General features: G+C 37.7%; 22 protein-coding genes and 1 tRNA gene. 1 reads left to right on the top strand and 22 read right to left on the bottom strand.

The features are described 5' to 3' along the window. Positions 1–381 precede the first annotated feature (381 nt). The 15 genes from lysS to spoIIE form a co-directional block, all read right to left on the bottom strand. Positions 382–1,863 carry a lysine--tRNA ligase gene (gene lysS / locus ACOI1D_RS15100; protein ID WP_422502249.1) on the bottom strand — a complete coding sequence of 494 codons (1,482 nt, stop codon included), beginning with the start codon at positions 1,861–1,863 and terminating at the stop codon, positions 382–384. Between the two features lie 438 nt (positions 1,864–2,301). Continuing rightward, positions 2,302–2,526 carry a helix-turn-helix domain-containing protein gene (locus tag ACOI1D_RS15095; protein WP_422502247.1) on the bottom strand — a complete coding sequence of 75 codons (225 nt, stop codon included), beginning with the start codon at positions 2,524–2,526 and terminating at the stop codon, positions 2,302–2,304. Continuing rightward, positions 2,496–3,008 carry a 2-amino-4-hydroxy-6-hydroxymethyldihydropteridine diphosphokinase gene (gene folK, locus ACOI1D_RS15090; protein WP_422502245.1) on the bottom strand — a complete coding sequence of 171 codons (513 nt, stop codon included), beginning with the start codon at positions 3,006–3,008 and terminating at the stop codon, positions 2,496–2,498. Before folK ends, ACOI1D_RS15095 begins: the two co-directional genes overlap by 31 nt. Beyond that, positions 3,005–3,370, bottom strand: coding sequence for a dihydroneopterin aldolase (gene folB, locus ACOI1D_RS15085; RefSeq protein WP_422502243.1), 366 nt, complete (start codon positions 3,368–3,370; stop codon positions 3,005–3,007). Before folB ends, folK begins: the two co-directional genes overlap by 4 nt. After that, on the bottom strand, positions 3,363–4,199 hold the full coding sequence (gene folP / locus ACOI1D_RS15080) for a dihydropteroate synthase (RefSeq protein ID WP_422502242.1): 837 nt from the start codon (positions 4,197–4,199) through the stop codon (positions 3,363–3,365). Before folP ends, folB begins: the two co-directional genes overlap by 8 nt. Before the next feature lie 635 nt (positions 4,200–4,834). Continuing rightward, positions 4,835–5,761, bottom strand: coding sequence for a cysteine synthase A (cysK, locus tag ACOI1D_RS15075; RefSeq protein WP_422502241.1), 927 nt, complete (start codon positions 5,759–5,761; stop codon positions 4,835–4,837). A 94-nt stretch (positions 5,762–5,855) separates the two neighbouring features. Beyond that, positions 5,856–6,767, bottom strand: coding sequence for a peptidylprolyl isomerase (locus tag ACOI1D_RS15070; RefSeq protein WP_422502240.1), 912 nt, complete (start codon positions 6,765–6,767; stop codon positions 5,856–5,858). 18 nt (positions 6,768–6,785) lie between these two features. Beyond that, entirely contained in the window at positions 6,786–7,664 is an 879-nt protein-coding gene (gene hslO, locus ACOI1D_RS15065) for an Hsp33 family molecular chaperone HslO (protein WP_422502238.1), read from the bottom strand. 331 nt (positions 7,665–7,995) lie between these two features. Next, positions 7,996–8,799, bottom strand: coding sequence for a type III pantothenate kinase (locus tag ACOI1D_RS15060; RefSeq protein ID WP_422502236.1), 804 nt, complete (start codon positions 8,797–8,799; stop codon positions 7,996–7,998). A 118-nt stretch (positions 8,800–8,917) separates the two neighbouring features. Then, positions 8,918–10,945, bottom strand: coding sequence for an ATP-dependent zinc metalloprotease FtsH (gene ftsH / locus ACOI1D_RS15055; protein WP_422502234.1), 2,028 nt, complete (start codon positions 10,943–10,945; stop codon positions 8,918–8,920). Positions 10,946–11,204: 259 nt separating this feature from the next. After that, positions 11,205–11,753: a hypoxanthine phosphoribosyltransferase gene (hpt, locus tag ACOI1D_RS15050; protein WP_422502232.1), complete on the bottom strand. Its 549-nt coding sequence runs from the start codon at positions 11,751–11,753 to the stop codon at positions 11,205–11,207. An 11-nt stretch (positions 11,754–11,764) separates the two neighbouring features. After that, the gene (gene tilS / locus ACOI1D_RS15045) at positions 11,765–13,159 is read right to left on the bottom strand and encodes a tRNA lysidine(34) synthetase TilS (protein ID WP_422502230.1); all 1,395 of its coding nucleotides are present in this window, start codon (positions 13,157–13,159) and stop codon (positions 11,765–11,767) included. A 366-nt stretch (positions 13,160–13,525) separates the two neighbouring features. Next, positions 13,526–14,455, bottom strand: a complete 930-nt coding sequence (locus tag ACOI1D_RS15040; protein WP_422502228.1) for a serine/threonine protein kinase — start codon at positions 14,453–14,455, stop codon at positions 13,526–13,528. Next, entirely contained in the window at positions 14,418–15,158 is a 741-nt protein-coding gene (locus ACOI1D_RS15035) for a VWA domain-containing protein (RefSeq protein ID WP_422502227.1), read from the bottom strand. Before ACOI1D_RS15035 ends, ACOI1D_RS15040 begins: the two co-directional genes overlap by 38 nt. Before the next feature lie 102 nt (positions 15,159–15,260). Beyond that, positions 15,261–17,714 (bottom strand): stage II sporulation protein E, encoded by a 2,454-nt coding sequence (gene spoIIE / locus ACOI1D_RS15030; protein WP_422502225.1) that lies wholly within the window; start codon positions 17,712–17,714, stop codon positions 15,261–15,263. 384 nt (positions 17,715–18,098) lie between these two features. On the opposite strand from spoIIE, the gene ACOI1D_RS15025 reads away from it, so the two are divergent. Then, a tRNA-Met gene (locus tag ACOI1D_RS15025) sits at positions 18,099–18,172 on the top strand. A gap of 210 nt (positions 18,173–18,382) precedes the next feature. On the opposite strand, the gene ACOI1D_RS15020 is transcribed toward ACOI1D_RS15025, so the two are convergent. The 7 genes from ACOI1D_RS15020 to ACOI1D_RS14990 all read right to left on the bottom strand — a co-directional run bounded on the left by ACOI1D_RS15020 (position 18,383) and on the right by ACOI1D_RS14990 (position 23,773). After that, the gene (locus ACOI1D_RS15020) at positions 18,383–18,766 is read right to left on the bottom strand and encodes a S1 domain-containing RNA-binding protein (protein ID WP_422502223.1); all 384 of its coding nucleotides are present in this window, start codon (positions 18,764–18,766) and stop codon (positions 18,383–18,385) included. A 78-nt stretch (positions 18,767–18,844) separates the two neighbouring features. After that, the gene (locus ACOI1D_RS15015) at positions 18,845–19,225 is read right to left on the bottom strand and encodes an FtsB family cell division protein (protein WP_422502220.1); all 381 of its coding nucleotides are present in this window, start codon (positions 19,223–19,225) and stop codon (positions 18,845–18,847) included. Positions 19,226–19,232: 7 nt separating this feature from the next. Beyond that, positions 19,233–19,832 carry a spore cortex biosynthesis protein YabQ gene (yabQ, locus tag ACOI1D_RS15010; RefSeq protein ID WP_422502219.1) on the bottom strand — a complete coding sequence of 200 codons (600 nt, stop codon included), beginning with the start codon at positions 19,830–19,832 and terminating at the stop codon, positions 19,233–19,235. Next, positions 19,829–20,131 carry a sporulation protein YabP gene (gene yabP, locus ACOI1D_RS15005; protein WP_422502217.1) on the bottom strand — a complete coding sequence of 101 codons (303 nt, stop codon included), beginning with the start codon at positions 20,129–20,131 and terminating at the stop codon, positions 19,829–19,831. The genes yabQ and yabP overlap by 4 nt, the downstream gene beginning before the upstream one ends. A gap of 346 nt (positions 20,132–20,477) precedes the next feature. Continuing rightward, positions 20,478–20,735 (bottom strand): RNA-binding S4 domain-containing protein, encoded by a 258-nt coding sequence (locus ACOI1D_RS15000; RefSeq protein WP_422502214.1) that lies wholly within the window; start codon positions 20,733–20,735, stop codon positions 20,478–20,480. Positions 20,736–20,739: 4 nt separating this feature from the next. After that, positions 20,740–22,188, bottom strand: a complete 1,449-nt coding sequence (mazG, locus tag ACOI1D_RS14995; protein WP_422502213.1) for a nucleoside triphosphate pyrophosphohydrolase — start codon at positions 22,186–22,188, stop codon at positions 20,740–20,742. Continuing rightward, on the bottom strand, positions 22,178–23,773 hold the full coding sequence (locus ACOI1D_RS14990; protein ID WP_422502212.1) for a putative polysaccharide biosynthesis protein: 1,596 nt from the start codon (positions 23,771–23,773) through the stop codon (positions 22,178–22,180). Before ACOI1D_RS14990 ends, mazG begins: the two co-directional genes overlap by 11 nt. Positions 23,774–23,868 lie beyond the last annotated feature (95 nt).

The following is a 23,868-nucleotide window of genomic DNA, read 5'->3' as shown; positions in this document are numbered from 1 at the left end:
ATTTCAACTGCCGTCTCAAATTGGCGACTTTATTAATATATCATTTATAATTGATAAAGTCAATAACTTTTTATGAATTAATTAGTTATTGTTTGAAAGCGATAGTAGAGTTGTTTAAAAGACAACGTAAACTAATTTACCATGATTCCATGATGAAATCAAGAGAAATATTAAAAAGAAATAATTGGTAATTATCAAAATGAATTTAACCTAACCATCTGCACAACAAAACTTCCTATATAAGTTCACTAACAAGGCCATTAGCTAGGCTGTCAACATAAGCATTACGGTGATCTTGAGTAGCATACTTAATAGAAAAGAACACCTAAGTCCCCCATTACGGTTTCCTTAGATGTTCTAGTATAACCTACTATCCTCTATTTATTTATTACGCATTTGCGGAAATAATAATACATCTCTAATGGAAGGCGAATTGGTTAAAAGCATAACCAGACGGTCAATACCAATACCGAGTCCCCCAGTAGGTGGCATACCATATTCTAATGCCTCTATGAAATCATCATCCATTAAGTGCGCCTCATCATTTCCCTGTTCACGCTCTTTAAGCTGTGATTCAAAACGTTCACGCTGATCTATTGGATCGTTTAATTCACTAAAAGCATTTGCATGTTCACGTCCAACAATAAATAGTTCAAATCGATCGGTAAACCGTTCATCTTCTTTATTTTTCTTAGCGAGTGGTGAAATCTCTACAGGGTGACCAAAGATAAAGGTTGGTTGAATTAGTTCTTCTTCAACTTTCTGTTCAAAGAACTCATTCACTACATGTCCAAATGTCATCGAGTCCTGAATTTTTATTCCATGTTCTTTCGCTAAAGCACGAGCTTCTTCATCACTTAACTTTTCCCAAAAATCCACACCGGCGTATTCCTTCACTGCATCAACCATATGCAGCCTCTTCCATTTTGGAGCAAGTGACACTTCTACGTCACCATACATTAGCGTTGTATCTCCTAAAACTTCACTTGCAATATGTGCAATCAAATTTTCCGTAAGCTCCATAACATCTTGGAAATCAGCATATGCTTCATATAGTTCCATCATTGTAAACTCAGGGTTATGTCTGGTCGAAACCCCTTCATTACGAAAGACTCGTCCAATTTCATACACCTTTTCCATACCACCTACAATTAATCGTTTTAGGTGTAACTCTATTGCAATCCTCATAAATAATTGAATGTCTAATGCATTATGGTGTGTTTCGAATGGTCGCGCTGATGCACCACCTGCAATCCCATGCATCATCGGTGTTTCAACTTCTAAAAATCCACTTGCATCTAAATATTTACGCATTGATTGGATGATTTTACTTCGCAATATAAACGTTTCTCTACTAGTCTCATTAGTAATTAAATCCAGATAACGCTGACGATAGCGTTGTTCTATATCCTTTAGCCCGTGATATTTCTCCGGTAAAGGACGTAAAGACTTTGATAAAAGATGAAATTCAGTAGCCTTTACAGATATTTCTCCCACTTTTGTCTTAAACATAACACCAGTTACCCCGATGATATCTCCCATGTCTGTTGAATTAAATAGATCGTAAGCTTCATCACCAATCATATCTTTACGCACATAAATTTGTATTTGGCCACTTAGGTCCTGGACATGAGCAAATCCTGCTTTTCCTTTTCCACGTTTAGTCATCATGCGTCCAGCTATGGTAACTTGATCCGTTTTCTCCTCTAACTCTTCTTTGGAAAACGAATCGTATTCACCAGCTAATGCTTCGGCAGTATGGGTGCGGTCAAATTTACCTCCAAAAGGATCAATCCCTTGCTCTCGGTAGGTGGTTAGCTTTTCTCGACGTACGCGCATTTGTTCATTTATTTCTTCTGACACCATCATCACTCCAATAGTTACAATTTTTATTTTTACACAGTAGTTGCTTGTTTTATCTAGGCTATGATTACAAGGATAACTTCTCTAATTCTTGAACAAGCGTGGTTTTTGTTCATTATATAGGAAATAAAACTTTATTTCATGCATTAGATAGATACAAAAGTAAAAAAGTCGTTAATTTAAAAGGAAAGCGATTGATCCCGCACCTGGAGGAATAGGCTTTCTCGTTTTAAGTTCTGTAAAATAAAAAAATGCCAGTACGAAACCGGCAGGAATAGGGCTATTTCCTAGGGGGATTATATTATGAAGCAACGCTCGCCTCTAATTCTTTTGCATAAGAATATAATACTTCCAGTAAGCCTTCGCGTGTTTCTACATGATTAATCCATAGGGTCCAGAACTACTTGTTTGGAATTGTTATATCACCAATTCGGAACATTATTTAACATCCTTTATTTCCGTCTGCCCAATTAACTCTTCCCTTGAAACTGATAATAAAGACGATATTTGGTCAAGCAGTATATCAGGAGTTTCCTTAACACCACGCTCTACCGCACGCAATTCGGAGATGGAAACGTGTAATGCTTTTGCTAAATTAATTTGTGTGTAGCCTTTTAATTTACGGAATGCCTTTATTCTTCTTCCTGTCTTGGCGGTGTCCATTTTCTAACATCCTTTACATCTTGCTGAGTCAACTCGTTAACGTAGTCTGCCACACTTTTCCCTTCATCATTTAGAGGCAGGGACCAATCCAATTCATTTAATGGTATTAGTACAAATGCACGTTCATACATACGTGGATGAGGTAGAATTAATCTTTCTGTTTTTCTATTTTCATGATTATAGGTTAAAATGTCAAGGTCTATCGTACGAGGTCCGAATCTAATTCCACGTTTCCTCCCTAGACTTTTTTCAATTCGTTGTGTTACATCTAGCAAATCTAAAGGTGTATAAGATGTTCCAATTTTTATAACCATATTCAAGAAATCTGCCTGGTCTTTATACCCCACAGGAGCAGTTTCGTAAATAGATGACTGGTCCACAATCGTCACATACTCATTCTTTTTTAATTCTTGCAGCGCTTTTTGCAAATGGGTAAAACGCGATTCAATATTTGTACCTAGTCCCAAAAACACTGTATTCATAATTTTTTCTCCCTATATATCTCTACTGCCACAGACTCATAATGCCCATCAATTGGAGGGTTAGGCTTTATAACCCTTACCGTACAAGCCTGCAGTAAATCAAAATTCTTGAATAGATTATTGGCAATTTCCTCAGCAACAGACTCAATCAGGTTCTTCGGGTCGCCTTCTACAATGGAACGAACCACTTCATAAGCCTGCCCGTAATGAATAGAGTCCTCCATTTTGTCGCTTAGACCAGCTTTCTTCAAATCAACTGCTAGTTCTACGTCCACGTTAAACCGTTGGCCTAATTTCGTTTCCTCTGGCAACAACCCGTGGTATCCATAATACTGTAGATTTTTTAATATGATTTTATCCATCTTTAGCTATACCTCCAGCAAGCATTGCATCCATCATTTTAGCTAATTCAACATTACGTCTTACATCATGAACCCGAACAATTTGTACACCTTTTTGTACGGCTATACAGGTTGTTGCACCTGTCCCATTGTCTCGTTCGATAGGTGGGACGTCTAATATATGACCAATAAATGATTTACGGGATGCTCCCAATAGTACCGAAAATCCCATTGCAACAATGTCTTCCAAATGGTTCATAACCACAAGATTATCTGTTGCAGTTTTAGCAAAACCAACTCCGGGATCTAAAATGATATTCGTTTTTTTTACGCCTGCACGTAATGCGATATCCACACTTTCTAATAGGTCATCCTTCAAGTCATCTATTAATGATTGGTAATTTTTATTCGTACGGTTATGCATTAATATAATTGGTACATCATATTCTGCTGCAACCTTAGCTATTTCAGGATCTTTTTTTGCACCCCAAACATCATTGATTATTGTTGCTCCAGCTTGTATAGCTCTTCTCGCTGTTTCCGCCTTATATGTGTCAATCGAGATTGGAATGTTTACAGCGCCTTTTATCGCTTCTATGACTGGCACTATACGGTTGATTTCCTCTTCAATAGAAACTGGCTGGTGATTAGGGCGTGTGGATTCTCCACCTATATCCAGTATATCAGCACCTTGTTTCTCCATTTCTATTGCCTGTTTAACTGCTTCTTCGATGGTTGTATAGCTGCCACCATCTGAAAAGGAATCTGGTGTAACATTTAAAATACCCATTATATGTGTTCTTTTTGATAAATCATAAGTGACCGATTTTGTCTTCAATATTGTATCCATAGATCATACCTTCTTCCAACGGCATATTCTTTATAATCGTATCATAACAGTCAATAAGCGTAAATAACGTTTGCTGTATCACCTAGTTTTCTAAAAGATTGTTGTTTTAGACACAAAATGTATAGACTGTGACGTAACTGGTATGTTTGTTTCCTACCATCCTTTATTAGATTGGTGCTGATCCAGCGCTACGGAAAAACACTCGCTTTTCAAGGGAGAAGGAGTCCCATGAAACATAGGGGTCATGCGCAGTTTTCTATCTTAGTGGAGTCAGAATACGAAGAATCCTGCTTAGAACAGCACGCGTCCGAAGACCCCGGAAGCAGCGTTCTTTGCTTCTGAGGAGGCTGAGGCCGTGCCCGCGGAAAGCGAAGTATTCTGCCGGAACGGCGTCGTGAAAGAGTCAAGTCCTTAATGTTGTGTAAAATCCAAATACAAGTTTTCAACCTTTTTATAATGCTAGTTTTTAGACTTGATTAGGAAAGAAAATTTTTTTAGAAAACTTGGCTTATCGCCAAGCCTTAATGGCGAAAGCACTAGTTGCACTTATGCAGTAAGAAAGGATTTATACTTTCTTACCTGCAAAAAAAAGGACCTGCACCGCTAAACGGCACAAGTCCCTTACACTTATCTAATTATTCGTCATCGAATTGGTATAACGGTGTTGATAGATAACGTTCTCCATTGTCTGGAAGTACAACAACAACCTTTTTACCTTTGCCAAGCTTTTTTGCCACCTGTTTAGCGGCACTTACTGCAGCTCCTGAAGAAATTCCACCAAGAATTCCTTCTTTCTTAGCAACTTCACGTGACGTTGCAAATGCTTCTTCATTAGAAACACGGATGACCTCATCATAAACGTCAGTATCCAGTACTTTTGGAACAAAGCCTGCTCCAAGTCCTTGTATTTTATGCGGTCCTGGTGAGCCACCAGATAAGATTGCGGAATCAGTTGGTTCAACTGCATATACCTTTAATCCTTTAAAGTGCTCTTTTAACACTTTACCGGCTCCTGTAATTGTTCCACCAGTTCCGATACCTGAAACAAAAGCATCCAATCCATCTTTCATCTGTTCAACTATTTCTTTTCCTGTAGTGCGCGCGTGTACTGCAGGGTTAGCCTTATTATTAAACTGTTGTGGCATAAAATAGCCATTCTCTTCTTTTAATTCTTCAGCCTTTTTAATGGCTGCATTCATTCCACCTGAACCAGGGGTCAAAATCAGTGTTGCTCCATAAGCACGTAACAACTTTTGGCGCTCTTGACTCATGGTATCCGGCATAATTAGAATTGTTTTATAACCTTTTGCAGCAGCAACCATTGCCAGGCCAATCCCAGTATTACCACTTGTTGGTTCAATAATGGTATCACCTTCTTTTAATGCCCCGGATTCCTCTGCTGCCTCTATCATACTTAAAGCAATTCGGTCCTTAACTGAACTACCTGGATTCATAAATTCTAGTTTTAAATACACATCTGCACTATCCGGATCTGCTGATCGATTTAATTTCACCAATGGCGTTTCACCAATCAAACCAACTATACTGTCTGCAACTCTCATTTGACATCCTCCTAATTCCTAGTAACTTAATATGATTTAATTCTAATGTACGCGGTGAAGTGTAAATTGTCAAACAATACACAATTTAATACTATTATTCTTGTTTATCACCGTAGATCCATTGAATATCAAGCTTGTCCCAGAGTGGTTTCGTAGTTAATGACTGGTTCATTTCATCTAGAGCCAATTCTCTTTGGAGGTAAGGTTTTATTTCGTCATAGGAAAAGTTAATATCCGGTAATAGGCTATGAAGAAGAATAATGGCTACCCCAGTATTACTCTTAAATGGCTCACTGTATGTTCCCTCTTCCATTTTTTTAGCGGCATCGTAGTAACCCATAGGTAAAAATTGGCTATTGGTTTGAAAATAACCCAGATACCCACCATCTTTTTTAGTGTCCTCATCAATCGAATATTCTTTAGCTAGTAATTCAAATGAAGCACCGTTATCCAGTTCCTCTTTCACCTTTTTAGCTGTTTCCATATCACTAACGATTATATGTGATACCTTCATTGATTCAGAAAAATTATATTGTTTCTTATACGTGTCATAATAAGCTTTCATTTCATCTTCCGGAATAGTGGTGCCTTTCGTCAGCAGGGCTCCCAATTGATAGCGATAAATAATATCTTTTCGCCATTCTTTTTCCTTTTGTTCAGATTCCTTTGGAGACATTGGCCCCTGCATTCCAGTTAACAAAGCAAGTTCACGCTTGATAACTTTATCACTGATTTTTATGTCATTTTCTTCAGCTAATTTAGTAACAATCTTTTTATCAATCATCTGTTTTAGTTCTGCTTTACCGTGTGTCTCACGCAGCTCATTCATCCACGAATCAAATGAAATTGTTTCTTCTCCTACGGTTGCCACTGGTTCTTTAACATCAACTTCTGCGTTCTCTGTATTTATTGCTACTTTACCATCTTGCTTATTCCAAAATAAAAGTGTTGCTACATTCGTGATAATCAGAACAACTATTATCCCCAGTAATAATTTTTTTGGCATATAAAGCTCCCTATCTTCTTATTTATCTGTTTGTTTGAGTAATTCAAGTTCTTGTTCGTTAAATTGATATATTTCATTACAGAAGTGGCAGGTTGCCTCAGCTCCGTGATCTTCATCAATCATTTTTTCAATTTCTTCATTGCCTAACCCACTAATTGCTTGCTCTATTCGTTCTTTTGAGCACTTACACTTAAAAGTGATAGGTAACGTTTCAAGTATTTTTACCTCTTCATCACCAAATAGCTTTTGCAGAATCTCTTCCGGTGAATTTCCTTCACGAATTAACGAGGAGATTGCAGGGAAACTTTGTATTTGTTTCTCTAACCTTTCAATATCCTCGTCTTCTGCACCTGGCATAACCTGGACAATAAACCCTCCTGCAGCTAAGACGGAGTGGTCTGGGTTTATTAAGACTCCTGCACCTACAGCTGATGGAATTTGTTCAGAATTAGCAAAGTAATACGTGAAATCTTCGCCAATTTCTCCAGAAACTATTGGAACTTGTCCTGTAAAATAATCCTTTAATCCTAGATCTTTAATGACACTAATACTTCCTTCTGTACCAACTGCTTTTGCAACGTCAAGTTTACCTTTTTCATTTAAATCAAAATCAACATGGGGGTTAGAAACATAACCACACACTTCTCCATGTGTATTGCCATCAGCAATAATTGGCCCAATTGGACCGTTACCTTCTACCTTGACAGTTATCGAATCATCGCCCTTTAACATTGCACCCATCATAGCAGTAATTGTAATGGTTCGACCCAGAGCTGCAGAAGTTGTAGCCCATGAATCCTGACGTTGTTGTGCCTCGCCTACTGTTGCGGTTGTAACACTTGCATAGGCTCTTACTGTTCCGTTATATGTTATTGCTTTAACTAAATAATCCTTCATGATGAAACTCTCCTTTATGAGAACAGCCCTTAGCCAGACAGTTAAGCTTTTTAGAAAACTTGGCTTATCGCCAGGCCCTATGCACTTATGCTGAAAAAGGAAACACTTTTTTAGTGCTATGCAATTTTCTGCTGAAATCCTATCATGTTAAACTGTCTGCTGCATGGCCAAGAGTGTTGTTAAATTGATTAATTAATGGACACAGTTAATTAAAATTAAAATTTGCTTAGAAAACTTAGCTTATCGCTAGGCTTTATAGCGAAAGCCCTAAGTGCATTTATGCAGAATAAAATTATTTATACTTTATTTTGCCTAGAAAAAGAGACAATGCTCAATACTTAATAGAGTTATTTTCTTTAGTTTGTAACTCTTGGTTGCGTTTATAAATAATATAAAGACCTTTTAAAGTGAGGTTTGGATCTACATGATCTATTGTCTTTGAATCATCTGCAATTAACTTTGCTAATCCGCCAGTTGCAACAACTGTAGGATTTGTATTTACCTGTTCTTTTATCCTTGTAACCACTTCATCAACTTGCCCTATATAACCATAATATATCCCCGCCTGCATCGCTTCAACAGTTGAAGTTCCAATCACATTGGATGGACTGGTTATCTCTACCTTAGGAAGCTTTGACGCCTTTTGATACAACGCTTCGAGTGATATATGAATCCCCGGCGCAATTGCACCACCTTCATATTCCTTCTTCTCATTAACGTAGCAATATGTTGTTGCAGTTCCAAAATCAATAATGACCAAAGGTGCTCCATATTCTTCTAAAGCACCAACTGCGTTTACGATCCTATCAGCACCAATCTCTTTTGGATTGGGGTACTTCATCGGCAAAAATGATTGGACACTATCTTTTCCAATTACCAATGCTTCCTGATTAAAGTATTTTCTGCACATTTTTTCTAAAGCAAACATAATTGGCGGAACTACAGAGGAAATAATAATTCCGTCTATGTCATCAAAATCAATCCCTCTGTGTTCCAATAATGATTTTATCAGCATACCAAATTCATCTTCAGTTTTATAGCGATCAGTCTTAATCCGCCATTCATATGCTAATTGATCGTTCTCGAATACTCCTAAAACAGTATTGGTATTTCCAACATCCAGAACAAAAAGCATCGCTTAGTTCATACCTTTCCAACTTACCATAAGTACTTACAATATATCACAATTTTATTTCTTGTTTCACATAAAAACAACCCCTCAATATCGTGAAGGGCTGTTTCTACTAACACCATTATTCTTTTTTAGTTGAATCTTTAGAATCAGAGTCATTTTTATCTTCATCATCATGAACATCAGCTTCTAATTCTTTGTCTGCCTTTTCTTTTGCTTCATCAAATGTTTCAGGCTTAGTATCTTCATCTTTGGACTGGATATTAACGACAAGATCCTTATCCTCTGCAGAAGCACTAGTAGTGGTTTTTTCTACTTCTACCGGTTCTGGAAGCACACCATCTTCAAACAATGATTTAATTTGCTTCGCATCTAGAGTTTCCACTTTTAACAATGTTTGTGCAATGAGTTCTAGCTTATCCTTATTCTCGGTAAGAATTTGTTTTGCCCGGTCATAACAGAAGTTAATAAAGTTCTGCATTTCCTGGTCAATATCATGAGCAATTTCATCACTATATGTCTGGTCGTTTTGAATGTCACGTCCAAGAAATACTTGATTGCCCCCACCACTAGTAAATTGCAGTGGTCCTATTTTATCACTCATACCGTATTCGGTAATCATTTTACGTGCAATTGCTGTAGCACGTTGGAAGTCATTGGATGCACCAGTACTTACTTCACCAAATATTACTTCTTCGGCTACACGGCCACCTAATAATCCAGTGATTTTATCAAATAACTCCGGTTTGGTCATAAAGTATCGATCTTCTTTTGGTAGCATTACAGCGTATCCGCCTGCTTGCCCACGAGGTATTATAGTAACTTTATGAACTAAGTCTGCATCGTCTAAGACCATACCTACAATAGTGTGTCCACTCTCGTGGTATGCCACTATATTACGTTCTTTTTTCGAAATTACTTTACCTTTTTTCTGTGGTCCTGCAATAACTCGATCTATTGCTTCATCAACGTCGAACATATCAATTTCTGTCTTGTCGGAACGCGCTGCGACTAATGCTGCCTCATTTAACAGGTTTTCTAAGTCTGCACCAGAAAAGCCAGGCGTACGCATTGCAATTGTTTTTAAATCTACTGAAGCACTAATTGGTTTATCTTTAATGTGAACTGCGAGTACTTCTTCTCGTCCCTTAAGATCTGGACGTTCAACAGTAATCTGACGGTCAAATCGACCTGGACGTAATAATGCTGGATCAAGAATATCTGGTCGGTTTGTTGCTGCGATAATAATTATTCCTTCATTCACACCAAAACCATCCATTTCAACAAGAAGTTGGTTTAATGTTTGTTCACGTTCATCGTGTCCACCACCAAGACCAGCTCCACGTTGGCGACCTACTGCATCAATTTCATCAATAAAGATAATACATGGCGCATTTTTCTTTGCATTTTCGAATAAATCACGTACACGCGAAGCACCAACACCGACGAACATTTCAACGAAATCGGAACCACTTATAGAGAAAAATGGTTTTCCGGCTTCACCAGCAACTGCACGCGCAAGTAGTGTCTTACCTGTACCAGGAGGTCCTATTAATAGAACACCCTTAGGAATACGCGCCCCCACTGCTGCGAACTTCCGTGGGTCTTTCAAAAAGTCAACAACTTCCACAAGCTCTTGCTTTTCTTCGTCTGCTCCAGCTACATCTTTAAATCGAACCTTTTTCTTATCCTCTGTGAACATCTTCGCTTTACTCTTACCAAAGTTCATCACTCGGCCGCCACCGCCACCTTGTGATTGACTAAGAATAAAGAAGAAGAATAAACCTATTATTAAAAACGGGATCATCGTCGTAAGGAATGTGACCCACCCGCTTGGCTGCTCTTCTTGTTCAACATGCAATATACTTTGTTCTGTTGCTATATCATAAATGTTTGCAACAATATCTGTGTTCTCAGGTACTTGGGCAATAAATTGATCCCCATTTGCCAACTCACCTGTTATTCTAATAACTTTATTAACAGGCTGCATGGTCATTTCTTCAATGTCACCATTGTTGAGTTCCTGCATAAAGTCTTCTACATTAAATTCTGTTGCCTGTTCATCCTGGCCTCTAAATAATTCTATAACTGCTACAACTACTAGAAAAATCAAGAACCAGAAGAACACATTGCGCATTAATCGTTTCATTGTCAACCTCCTCCCAGACGGGAAAAACTATATAACATACTAACACAGGAAAAAGTTTGAATACAACTAATTCCACTCAGATATGTCACTGTTTTTTTACTATTTTTTATTAAGAGATATTAAAACTTAACTCTTTCTTACACCTACTTGTTTCGATACCTGAATATGGCAGGAAGTCCAAGTTAACTTCTGTTCCTATTTTACATCATGTTCGATGAAGTAATACCAATCATTTTGTGAAAAAATGAAGTAAATATTGCTATACCTCTTCACTGCTGTATATTTTTGGTTTTAAAACACCTATGTATGGTAAGTTACGGTATTTTTCTTCATAATCCAATCCATAACCAACTACAAATTCGTCTGGTATTTTAAACCCAATAACATCCGCCTTAATGTCTGCAGTCCTACCAGAAGGTTTGTCCAACAGGGTTACAATTCGGATTGATTTTGCTTTACGGTATTTAAATAAATCGACTAAATAATTGAGTGTTAGACCACTGTCAATAATGTCTTCAATAATTAGCAAGTCTCTTCCTTCTACTTGCGTGTTCAAATCCTTAACTATTTTAACTTCTCCAGATGATCGCGTTTTCCCTCCGTAACTTGAAACGTCCATAAAATCCATTTCCAGGTGTGTATCCATATAGCGCAACACATCAGACATGAATGGCATAGCGCCTTTTAAAACACCAATTGCGAGCGGAAATTTACCATTGTATTCCTCAGTTAATTGTTTGCCTATTTCTTCACACTTTTTTGCGATTTCCTCTTTTGTTACCAAAATTTGTTCAATGTCGTCATGCATGCCTGTTCCTCCTACATAGTAGCTTTTTCCAAATATAATTGAATAAATGAGGCGTCTTCTGTTTGATTTATTGGTCCACCTTTTTTTAAACCTACTAGCCACAGGATCTCGCCGTTGTTATCTGTCACTATTGGCCAGGTGTCACGCAACCCTGTTGGAATCTTTTCATCAATAAATATATCTTTGATCTTCTTGCTTCCACTTAATCCCTTCCAAGTCATTCTATCCCCAGTCTTTCGTGTTCTAATATGTAATGGTAATGCAACCTGATTCTTATTGCACAAGTAATAATCCTTACTTTCTTTATATTGTTCTTCTGTAAATTGGGCTTGAATAATTGTACCATTCGGTAATAACACTTGCCCGGGAATGATAAGAACTTCATGGTAAGGGGTAGACTCAGATAGATTTTTTTCGAAGCAGATGGTAAGTGTACGATAGGATTTTATCACCTTTAGATCGTGAGGAAAGTCCAATCTACCATTAGCTTTTTGATTATTTATTAATGATAAAAATTGTTCCTCGTGCATGTACGATAAATTTTTAGGTAATTCATCATACAGATGCTTTAATATTAGATGATAGACTCTTCTTTGTAAAGCAGTGTGGTAGCTTTGAAATAAATCAATGTTGAATGAAGCAGATTTATCATTTTCATTCAGTAAAACGTCTTGATATAAAAGCTTTTGTGCTTCATTTGTTAAATAATCCTCATCAGATTTCAAATACATGCTTAATTTCTGTACTGTATAATGGATATTATTATTTTGACTTTTTAGTAACGGGATTATATATTCGCGGAAATAATTCCTTGTGTAATCTGTCTCTAAGTTTGATGGATCAAGCCTTGATTCAATTTCATTTGATTGTAAATAGCGCTTAATTTCTTTTTTCGTTATTCCTAGAAATGGGCGAACAATGGTGCCACAGCTAAATGGGCGCTTTACGGGTATGCCTGACATTGCTCTGCTGTTAGCTGAACGGACAAAAGCCATAGCCATGGTTTCAATCTGATCATCTCCATGATGGCCAAGGGCGAGGTAGTCTGCATTGTATGCGTACATTTTTTCAGAAAAAAACTGATACCGTAGCTCTCTTGCTGCAACCTGTGTTCCAACATGGTTACTCTTTTTATACGATGGGACATCCAAAGAAGTTCCACAAAATTCGATATTCCATTTTTCGCACATTTTTTTTACAAAGCGGGAGTCATCCTTAGATTCTTCTCCTCGCAACTGGTGATCAACTGTCAGAGCTACAAGTTTTAAGTTCCACTTCTCTTTTAAAGAATGAAGAAAATAAAGAAGCGCCATCGAATCAGGACCACCTGAAACACCAACCAGTATAGTTGTGTTACGTTTTACTAGTCCATTTAGTTTCATAAACGTTAGCACGCTGTCTTCCATTTTTCTTTCACCTTCAAATCAAGATATTAGTTAACCCTTATATCTTATCATACCTTATTCTAGGAACAAAAGCGCAAGCGCCCTGGGTAGAGACGTACGGACTGGACTGAGCCGTAGGAGATAAAGGAAACATACCCCTGCAACAGGGGTATGCCGACGTTGGACGGCAAGTCCGCTTTTAGTCGGCCTTCCTCTGGGGGAGAAGCCGATGTTGACTTATCGTACGAAGGCGAGGGAAGTCTCGCTAGTCTCTGGGCGCTGGAGCTGGACGTGGCTGTTACTGTATGCAAGCTTAACAAAGCCAAATTTTTTATACTTTCATACCTTATAAAAAAGTGCATATACTGTTTGGAGAAGGACATTCTGTTAAGGCAGGAGCAAGGATACGATATAATAGAATAGCGCCACTAATGAAATACCTGTAGACTCCACTAAGATAGATGCCTTCTGACTTTTGCGTTTTCTCGAAGGGCTTGACTTTGGGCTATTAAAAATATGGTCAAGATCATGTTTCATTTCTGTAGTAGATTGGTATTTTCCCTGGACAGCTTTAGCAAGACAAGGTAAATATGGCCTCAGTGGAGCAACTTCCTTTATCTTTGACAGGATTACTACTTCACCGTCTTTACCATTTCTCTCAAACTGGTTTGGGTAAAATACCTTAACAAAAACCATTACAAGGGAAAATAAATCATAGCTTGGTTCTGCACGTCTAGAACCCATTCCCCAATAGCCACGATCGTAAAACTCGGTATACTCCTTAATTGCTCTCCCAATTTGAGTTGTTCCTCCAACATCAATCCATCGAATTTTTCGTGTAGTATGGGCAATTAACAAGTTTTCCTCTTTTAAATCACCAAACACCCATCCTGCTTTATGAAGCTCAGTTAAATCATCAAGGAGCTGAAGCATAAAAACGCCAATCCAGGTACTTCCATGTTGTTTGATAAAAGTAGATAATGATTGCCCGCGGATATATTCCATCACATAGAAGGATAATGTATTGCCGCTTGTTATAACCCAGTCATCAACGTCAATCAAATGAGGTCCAAGTCTACTACCTTGGACCTTTTGAAATGATTTTAAAACATTGACCTCCATCGTCATTGACATGCTTTTTTCGCTGATTTTTAGAGCTACACGTTTTCCGCCTGCATCACAAAGGTAAACACTCCCGATAGCGCCACTACCAAGCTTTTTTAAAACCGTGTAACTTTTATTATGCCATTTCCCTGTGATTTGTTTTCCCGCTTTAAGCTCAATACCATGCTTCTTCGATTGGTGGTTCATCTTCATCGTTAAAGCTCCTTAACAAATTATCTTTTCCGAACTGATACATCGCTTCACGTAGTGCTGGTCCTGTTGGGGTAATCCCTCCGCTTGTTAGTTTAGGGAATATGCTTGATATGGAGTCAAGCTTTGGCGACCAATCCAATATTTTTTTAATGTCCTTTCGTCGGTCAGGAAAGGTAAAAACACAGTAACGGTTACGTCCTATTCGTGCATTGAGACTAATTGATAAATCTATCAATGCCTCTTTTACAGTGGGTAATTTATCATTCATACTTGCACTCGTATCAACCAATACAAGAACTTCTAAATCACACGTCTCTCCCAACTCTTCCACAACTTCCATGATTTCACCGCGTTTATCCGGTTCCAATTCGTCCATCGTTTTGTTAGGACCAAGAATCTGTTGCAATTCTTGGTTAACAAAGCCCTGTAATGTTTGCGTCATTGCTTGCTTTGTCACCATTTGAACAGTTTGTGATAAAGATTTTTTGTAGACAATCTGGCTTACACCACCTCCAGAAAGAGCAATTTCCTCCACTTCTTCTAATCCTTCTGGCTGTTCGGTTTGATCATCATCCATGATGCCAATAACATTGACGGTTATTCCCTGCTGATGAGCAAGTGTTGCTGTTCCAGAGGGGTCCTCACCTTTATTTGAGCATCCATCTGTGATTAACAAGATTTGTTTTAGCGTACCTTTTTTCATACCATCCACCTCCAACTCTTTCCTAACCATCATCGCCAAAATTATTGAAAAATATACGGAGGTGGTTGTGTGTTCACGTGTAACAAACTGCTTTGATTTCCTTTACTGTGCGTGCTTATGCGTTGATGGTATAGCTGCCCATTGTGGTGTATTTTTACAGATTTTTGCAACCATCACTGTCATATCGTCTGCAATTTCCCCTGATCTAGTACGTATTACCTCTTCCAATAATAAGTCTGCTACCTCCTGTGGATCTACAGTTTGCATTTCCCGTATTTTTCGCTTTAACCATATGTCCACATTCTCAACGTGCTTAGGTCCCTCAAAAATACCGTCACTCATCATAATTAAGAGATCATCTGCTACTAATTGTTCTTTTACGATATCAACATCAAATTCTTGAATAATTCCCATCGGTAAATTATTCGCTTCAATCTTAATCATTTCATCTCCCCGTTTAATAAAACTCGGAGTCGATCCAATTTTCAGAAAGCGAACAGCTGCATCATGCAAATTAATTACAGCAAGATCGAGTGTTGCAAACATTTCATCTGTTGAACGCAATGAAAGAATTGAGTTGATCGATTTAATAGCAACCTTTTCTGGTATTCCAGTCTGTAAAATTTGCTGCAATAAACGTAACGTTTCTACACTTTCCTCATGCGCTCGTTCACCATTTCCCATTCCATCACTAATTGCCATCGCATATTTACCCGCACCCAGCTCAATTGTTGTGTAGCTGTCTCCCGAAATAATGCCGCCCCCCTTAGCTGCATGTGAGACCTTCGTTTCTACTGTGTATTCCTTTGCTGAACCAAACACGATAAAGCAACTACCATTTGGAAATGGTGATATCTCTTCCTGCTTCACAACAACAGCTTCGTTTAGAATATCCGAAAGCATAGGGGCAATTAACTTTGCACCTTCACCTCGGTATTCATAAAGATTAACCATCATTTCGATATCAATATCTCCCTTATCCAAGCTGAAAATGTCTAACTTCTCCAATTCTATACCCATGTGCTCAAGTCCCTGAATTACCTGCATCTCCTGCTGTTCATGGTGATGACGTTCCTTTAGAATTTCTTTTGCAAAATCATCCATTACCTCTGACACACCTCGAAGCTGCTCTGCGACAAAGCGTTTACTTTCAGAAACTTGCTTTTGAAGCCGTTTGTTTGATTCGAGAACCGTTAATTCTTCCCTCATTACATCCATTACCTTTTTCGATTTTACACAATGATTTTCAAACGCTCGTACGTCCCCAGCACTTGGATCTCGACCTTCAACCAAATCATTTTTTAATCCTTCCATTAGGGAATAGGATTTATCAAATTGTTGTTGCCAGCATCTGTTTTTCATAAAACAACCTTGGCACGTTTTTTCGGTAACCTGACTTAAAAAGTAATCAGTTTCTCGTTTATAATCATCTCCTGGTTCGGATTTACTATATTCTACAGTTTGAAAGCTCTTTGATAGAGCATTAAATACATCAGAGAATTGTTCGACTCTTTTAGCTGTAACGTTACGAACCTTTTGTAAATACTGTTCTTGTTCATTTGTATATTCTTCCGTTCCTGGTATGTATCGGGAAAGTTTTTTAACCCAGATTGCAGGTGTGAGGAAAAACAGTAAAATAGCGGCGGCAGATTCTGTAATAGATGGAATCAAATTAGACGATTCTCCATAAATACCAACCAAAAAAGTACTAACTAGTAAACCAATACTAACCCCTACCTTATTTCCTTCTTTTAATAATCCACCAAGTAATCCAGAGAAAGCCAGTAGACTCATTTGATAAAGGTTTGCAACATTTGCGAGCGAAAGAATGAGCCCAGCTACGACACCTACCGTAGATCCAACTGCAGCTCCTCCAACAAATGCCAGCATTAGAACGAAATAACGAGAGAAAACTTGTTCAAGTGAGGCATTATACAGCTCCCACCCAATTGTCCCTGTTAAGATTGAGGCAATTAAAATAATCATGCATACTATTTCTTCATTTTTTAAAGAGGGTTTATATTTTTTTGGTGATAATAATGGAATGCTTTGCATAAATATCAATACTAGTACTATTCCTAACACACCCTCGACTGACAGAAGCATCCATTCATAGGGTGTCAGCTCTCCAGCAACAGAGTAAAGCATTAAACGCGGGGAAATAGTTGCGATAAAAACAAAAGTAAGAATGGCACGCTGTTGATTTTTAGCATGTTTAAAGATCCCCGCAAGAAAGATAAATACAAGCATTGCAAGAAACATAAAAATACCCTGATTAACGGAATAGCTAATTGCACCTGCTAAAATTGCAAGCATAACTTTAGGCGCCATTCGTTTATGTACAAGCCATATAGTAGCTAAAAAGGCTACAGAAAATGGTGATACTACTGACAAAATCACAGCTCGTCCTAACAAGAATCCGACAATAAAAAACAACCATCCTTTTTCTAATAAGATAGATTGTGTTTTAGAATATATCTTTCTTTGCCACTTGCTCATTGTGCTATGCCCTGGGCTCAATGCCTTGGATTCCGCTCTTGGTATTGAATCAATCATATAAATCCACTCCCTCTTGAATTATTAAAACACAAGGGGAATTTTTATTTTGTCAAAACAACAGACTATATTTATAAAATCGTTCGACTATCTTCTATTTAAATCAATTATTTTTCTACAAGAATTAGCACTTTCCATATGAAGCATTCCGACTTTCCATCGCACGTCTATGTACAGAAGCAGGGCTGGCAGTCAATCGTTATATATCTTGTTTCCCTTTCAAAATTCGATAAAGTACACTTTTTATTAGTACCTTTGTAAATCCCAAAAACCTATAAAAACCAACAATTACTGTTTCTTTTTCTATGGAAATTTCCCGGGAAATGAAAGAAAGGATTGACACCACTGGCCGAGTAATGTAATATATTTTTTGTGGCTTATTTTGGCGGCGTAGCTCAGCTGGCGAGAGCGTACGGTTCATACCCGTGAGGTCGGGGGTTCGATCCCCTCTGCCGCTATATAATAAAATTAATGAAGGATTGCACCCGATATGTGGTCGCAATCCTTCTTTTTTTATGCAGCTGGCTTGTTATTGCAGTTTATCAACTGTTTCACTAGACTATTCAAGCCCTAATTTACCGGTTTAACGCAAAAAAACAAGCGCTACCTTGTCGTAAGTAGCGCCTGTTTCTATTTATATTGATAGAGCATCTTTATAGACAGCAATTTTATCCTCGCTTAGCACCTCGGCCTCCGCGTTTGGTTTCCGTTTGCTTCTTCAAGGAGGCTAGACGGTCCTCAGAATCCTTTAGAAATTTACTCATTTTTTGGTCAAATGTTTCACTACGATCTCGGTTAGGTTTAGGTCTTACCGGCTTATCTTTTGTCTTTTTAATTGAAAGACCAATTTTACCATCTTTTTCAACATTAATGACCTTCACTAGAATCTCATCACCGACAGTTAAATGTTCGTTAATGTCTTTGACATAGTTATCAGCAACTTCACTAATATGGACCAAACCTGTTTTCCCTTCACCGAGTTCTACAAACGCACCAAAATTAGTAATACCAGTTACCTTACCCTTTAGCTTGCTGCCTACTTCGATTGACATAAAAAAAATGCTCCTCCTTAAAATTTAAATTAATGTAATGTAGTACTATTATAGTATAGCCGGATTTATAAAAGTGTGTCAATAAGATGGTTCCGTGTCAGGAAGTTTAAAAATTAATTCGCCTTCTTTGGAGAAGAAATAGTTAGTTCGCGCAATCTCTAGCACATATTCTTCGTTTTGCAAAAGCTGAATCTCTTCTTTAAGTTCTGCTTCTTTATTCTCAAGTTTCGCCATTTTTTCTTTAGTCTGTTCGTACTGTTCTTGTTTCTCAGCTTGAAGGGCACGTTGTTTGACATGATATGTAGCCATACTACCGATCGCAATAACAGCTACGATAGAAAATAACACAAGACGGCGAATTAGACGTTGCCTCTTTTTCAGTTGTCTTCCTTTTTGTGCATCATATTGCTCCATATAATCCGAACTTAATCTTGTAATCGTTTTTTTCTTTGCGGTCACAGGCTCATTACCTCCTCTTAGACGTGATATACTTCAACCATTTCTTACATATATTCTTCATTGTACTATAAAATCCTGCTATTTTGTAAAAATAATTTTTAATTGATTCAGGAAGAAAATTATAAATTAACAGAATTATAAATTTGAAAGGTGCAAGTAATACCTTACTTATTGTCAACAATACAATAAAAAGCACTTGAATTGTATATGCGATAGCTGAAAAAAGCAGTGTGAAAATAAAAATTATTGGTGTAATTAGCAGCATGTTAATTAGTTTAGCCAAAAAGTGATAAACCGATAAGGTAAATTGAATTAAGTGTTCCAGTAATTTTTTATATGCCGCAGCAGCCAATGCCTGATATACAGCAAACCCGAGCAGAACGGCCACAAATACATAGAATCGTAATTCACCAGCATTAACACGATATAAAATATAAAACAGTAAAAGTGTTTGGGAAAACCAAAATCCAATTTCCATAAAGTAAATAAGGAATAAAGAGTTTTTCCAATGTGGAGATGCTCGCCGAAACGTGTCCAATGCTATACCCAAATAGAAGCCTCCTAAAACCATGGCGAGCATCGTCATGAATTGAATGGATAGAATCATCTAAACAACTTGCTAAAGAATCCCTTAGCTTTCTCCTGATGTTGTTCATCGACATAGGAAAGCTCATATATTTTGCCTTTTATTGAAACCAGTCCCTCGCTAACATCCAGGTTTTTCAGTTGGAGGTTTTGACCTCGTACAATTAAAAAACCCATGACTGTTTCAAGTAAAAACTCTTCGTTATCAAAACTATCGACTTCTTTGACGCCGCTGATTTCAACACTCTTCCGGTTATTAATTTTCAGAGAATGTTCCTGCTGGGTTACAAGTGGCTGGGTTTCCTTTTCATAATAATTCATAAAAATCGTCCTCCTTATCATTATAACTATATGAAAAGGAGGACAAGTATAGAACAAAAATTGGATAAGCTAATCTATTTATCTTTAAAGATGAAATAGGGCAATGATTATTTATCTAACTTAACGCCTTAGGGTTCATACCATATTTATTTGGACCATCATCAATATTCCAACTTTTTCTTTGTGATTAGTTACATTTTTTATATTTGTAAACATGCTCATTAAAAAACAAGAAAACTCAGCTGATTGCTGGATTTTCTTGTTTGATAAACCACTATGGCGAAGTTCTAAATTAAACCTTTCATACAGGTTAATCTTGTTGAACAAATGACTAGGGCGGTGACATCTATTCAACCTTCTCTTCCTTCACAACGCTATACAACATTTCCGCTTCATCTTTACGAACAACTTCTTTTAAATCATTTATTTTGATTGTTACTAGTTTTTGACCAAAGCGGATAACCAGTTCATCGCCTTTTGCCACTGTTGATGAAGCTTTTGCCTGATTCCCATTGACGGTAATTCTACCTTGATCCGCTACTTCTTTTGCTAATGTACGTCGTTTAATCAGTCGTGATACCTTTAAAAATTTATCTAAACGCATATAATCACTCTTCCCCTTTAGCTTGATTCCAATAATAATCCATCTCTTCTAATGATGCATCGGCAAGCTGTCTTCCCTTGTCTGTAAGTTGTTTCTCTATATACCGAAAACGTGACATGAATTTCTGATTGGTTTGATTTAATGCAACCTCTGCATTTATTTTATAATATCTTGCTAGATTTGCAATAACAAATAGGACGTCGCCAAATTCCTTCTCTACCTCTGTATCATCTTTCTTTTCAATGGCTTCCTTCACTTCCATGATCTCTTCTTCAAGCTTTTGCCAAACTGGTTCTGTGTCGGACCATTCAAAACCAACCTTCGCCGCTTGGCCTTGTAGCTTGGAAGCTTTTGATAAAGCGGGAAGATGTTTTGGAATACCATCCAAATGGGACGGGCGTTCTTTGCCCTTCTCCTCTTGTTTTAAAGCATCCCAGTTTTTATATACTTGACCCACTGTGTCGGCCTTCGTACCACCAAAAACATGTGGGTGGCGGTGAATCATTTTATCGGTAACAGATTGTATGACATCGTCTACTGTAAAATAGCCGTTGTCCTCACCAATTTGACTATGCAGCATAACTTGCAGCAATACATCACCTAATTCTTCAATAATTCCATCGTCATCCTGATCATCTATTGCATCAATTAATTCATATACCTCTTCGATCGCATACTTACGTAATGTTTCATGTGTTTGGGCTTGATCCCACGGACAACCTCCTGGACCACGTAATTTGCTAATAACTTCTTTTAACCGATCAAATGTGTGGTTTAAGACACTAGAAGGTGCCGGTGGTATATAAACACTTGTTAGATTGCCGACTTCAAGTTTGTGATCAAGCTCTTCAAGCGGGATGCTAGTAATAGTTTCAGAATTACTACCTGCCGCTTCGATAACTGTAATCATATACTCAGGCGGAAGATCCTCTAGCAATGCAAGCTTTACATTTGATGCAATGAACGAATCATATACCTGACAAAAAATAAGATGCTGCCTGTAATTAAGTTGGCTGCGATCAAACAATGTGCCATCAACGAACTGAAAACCATCAATTGGGTCAATTTGCAATGCTGTAAATAAATCGTCTAAATAACTTTGCCCGCCCACTATTTCAACAGGTATATCCTCTTGATTTAATAAAAGCTGTACAGTTTTTTCTGCAAGCATTGGGTGACCAGGTACTGTATAAATGATGGAGGTTTCCCTTGCCTTTTCCAGTAAATCTTCTACTATTTTTACATAGACATCCGTAAACTGATTGTTTTTTTCGTAATAGTGATCGAACGATTCAAAGCTTGCTCCTTCTTGTTTTAATGAATCAATAACGGGATGATCGCTTGTTCGCGTGTATATAATTTTCTTGTGATTGGTTAATTTTTTATAAACACCAAGTGACAGTTGATCGATGTCTCCTGCACCTAGTCCAATTACTTCAATTTTAGTATCCATGGCTGTTCCTCCCTCTTTGTATACGTATAAGAAATGATGCATATGGAAGCATTCGCAGTTGTTTTTCAGTAAATGCATGTAATTTTAGTAATAGTATTAGGTAAGTTATAGCTCCTAACAATGACACTGACATAACGTAAGCTAATAAAACGAACCGCTCATCGTGAAGCCTATCGGGGACCAAAATATCCATCCCTGTTACAGCAACTGCCATACCACCTGTGGCCAGCAATAATGCACGCCATTTCATTTGACTAAAAAAATATAAGTGCGGCAACTCTTTTTTTAAAGCTAGAAAGACGAGAAAACATAAAAATACTAACGCCAGTACCGTTGACATCGCACTCCCTGTAATTCCGAACAGTGGAACTAAATAGTTATTGCCTATCCATTTTAAAACAAGTGCAAGTATAATAAAAAATGCTGTCCGTTTCATCCTGTTTAGCCCCTGCAGAATAGATATAACAGTTATTGAAAGCGAAGAAAAAACGATTGCAAGCATTAAAATACGAAGGCTTCCTGTTCCGCTTTGACTTTGGTATAAGAGCTTATTAACTTCCGGGAAAATAAGGATAATACCAGCAGTTGCTCCAACTGTTAGAAAAAAGCTAAATGATAACGCACTTCCCGCAAAATGGTAGGTCTCTTTAGGGCTTTCTTTTAACTTTCCTCTTGATAGATTCGGGATAAGCGCTAACGCAAATGAAGATCCTATTACCGTACAAAGCTGAATTAATGGTTGTCCTCTATCAAATATACCTTTTGCCTCCATTGCAGCAATTTGGGTTAAGCCGAATTCCTGTAGTCCTGGTACAAGCGTAAATGCATCTGCCAGTTGAATAACCAATAAAATCATGTGATTTAGTGCAGCGATAAGGCCAAAAAAAAGAAGTACCTTCCAGTAATAAGCCCACGGTACGACATATTTCTCACGTGACCATAGCCTCTTTTTCATAAGAAATACACCCAGAATAATGGTTGCTGCACATGCCCCTGCTATAGCAGCAATTGCACCTGCTTCACCTATTCTGTATATATTCCCCTGCTGAACAAAAAGCATAATTGCAGCAGTGATAATGATAACTACTCGAATTAGCTGTTCACCAACTTGTGATAGAGCAGTTGGCTGCATTTGATAGTGGCCTTGAAACACACCGCGCATTATTGCAGTGAACGGAATAAGTAAAAACACAAACGATGTGGCCTGGAGTGATCTTGTTAGATTATGATCACCCATCCAATCTGCTATATCTGGTGCATTAAAATAAATAAGAGCAAATATAAAACCATTAATTATTAGTAGTATGAAAAAGAATGGCATGTAAACGCTATTCAGAGAAATTGTCTTTCTCTGTTCAAGAAGATCATTTGTTACTTTTGATATAACTGACGGAAATCCATATAATCCGAGTACGAGCGCTATACCTAGAAAAGGATATACCTGCTGGTAAATATAAAAACCTATATCACCCGTTAAATTTTGTAGTGGCACCCGATAACCAGCGCTTAACACCTTACTGACGAGCCCCGCAAGCGTAAGAATTAATGCACCTTTAATCAGATAATTTGATTCATTCTCGCCCATAACAAACGCCTTTCCCCAAACAACCAATTTTTATCATTATAGCACAAGAAAAGCGGAGAGGGCTTGCTCAGAGACGACAAGCATAGTCAAGAGAC

The sequence above is a fragment of the Virgibacillus sp. DJP39 genome (assembly GCF_049310925.1).
Lineage (GTDB): Bacteria > Bacillota > Bacilli > Bacillales > Amphibacillaceae > Virgibacillus_F.
The sequence above is the reverse complement of the archived record's forward strand: the minus strand, read 5'-3'. Positions and strand labels throughout refer to the sequence as shown.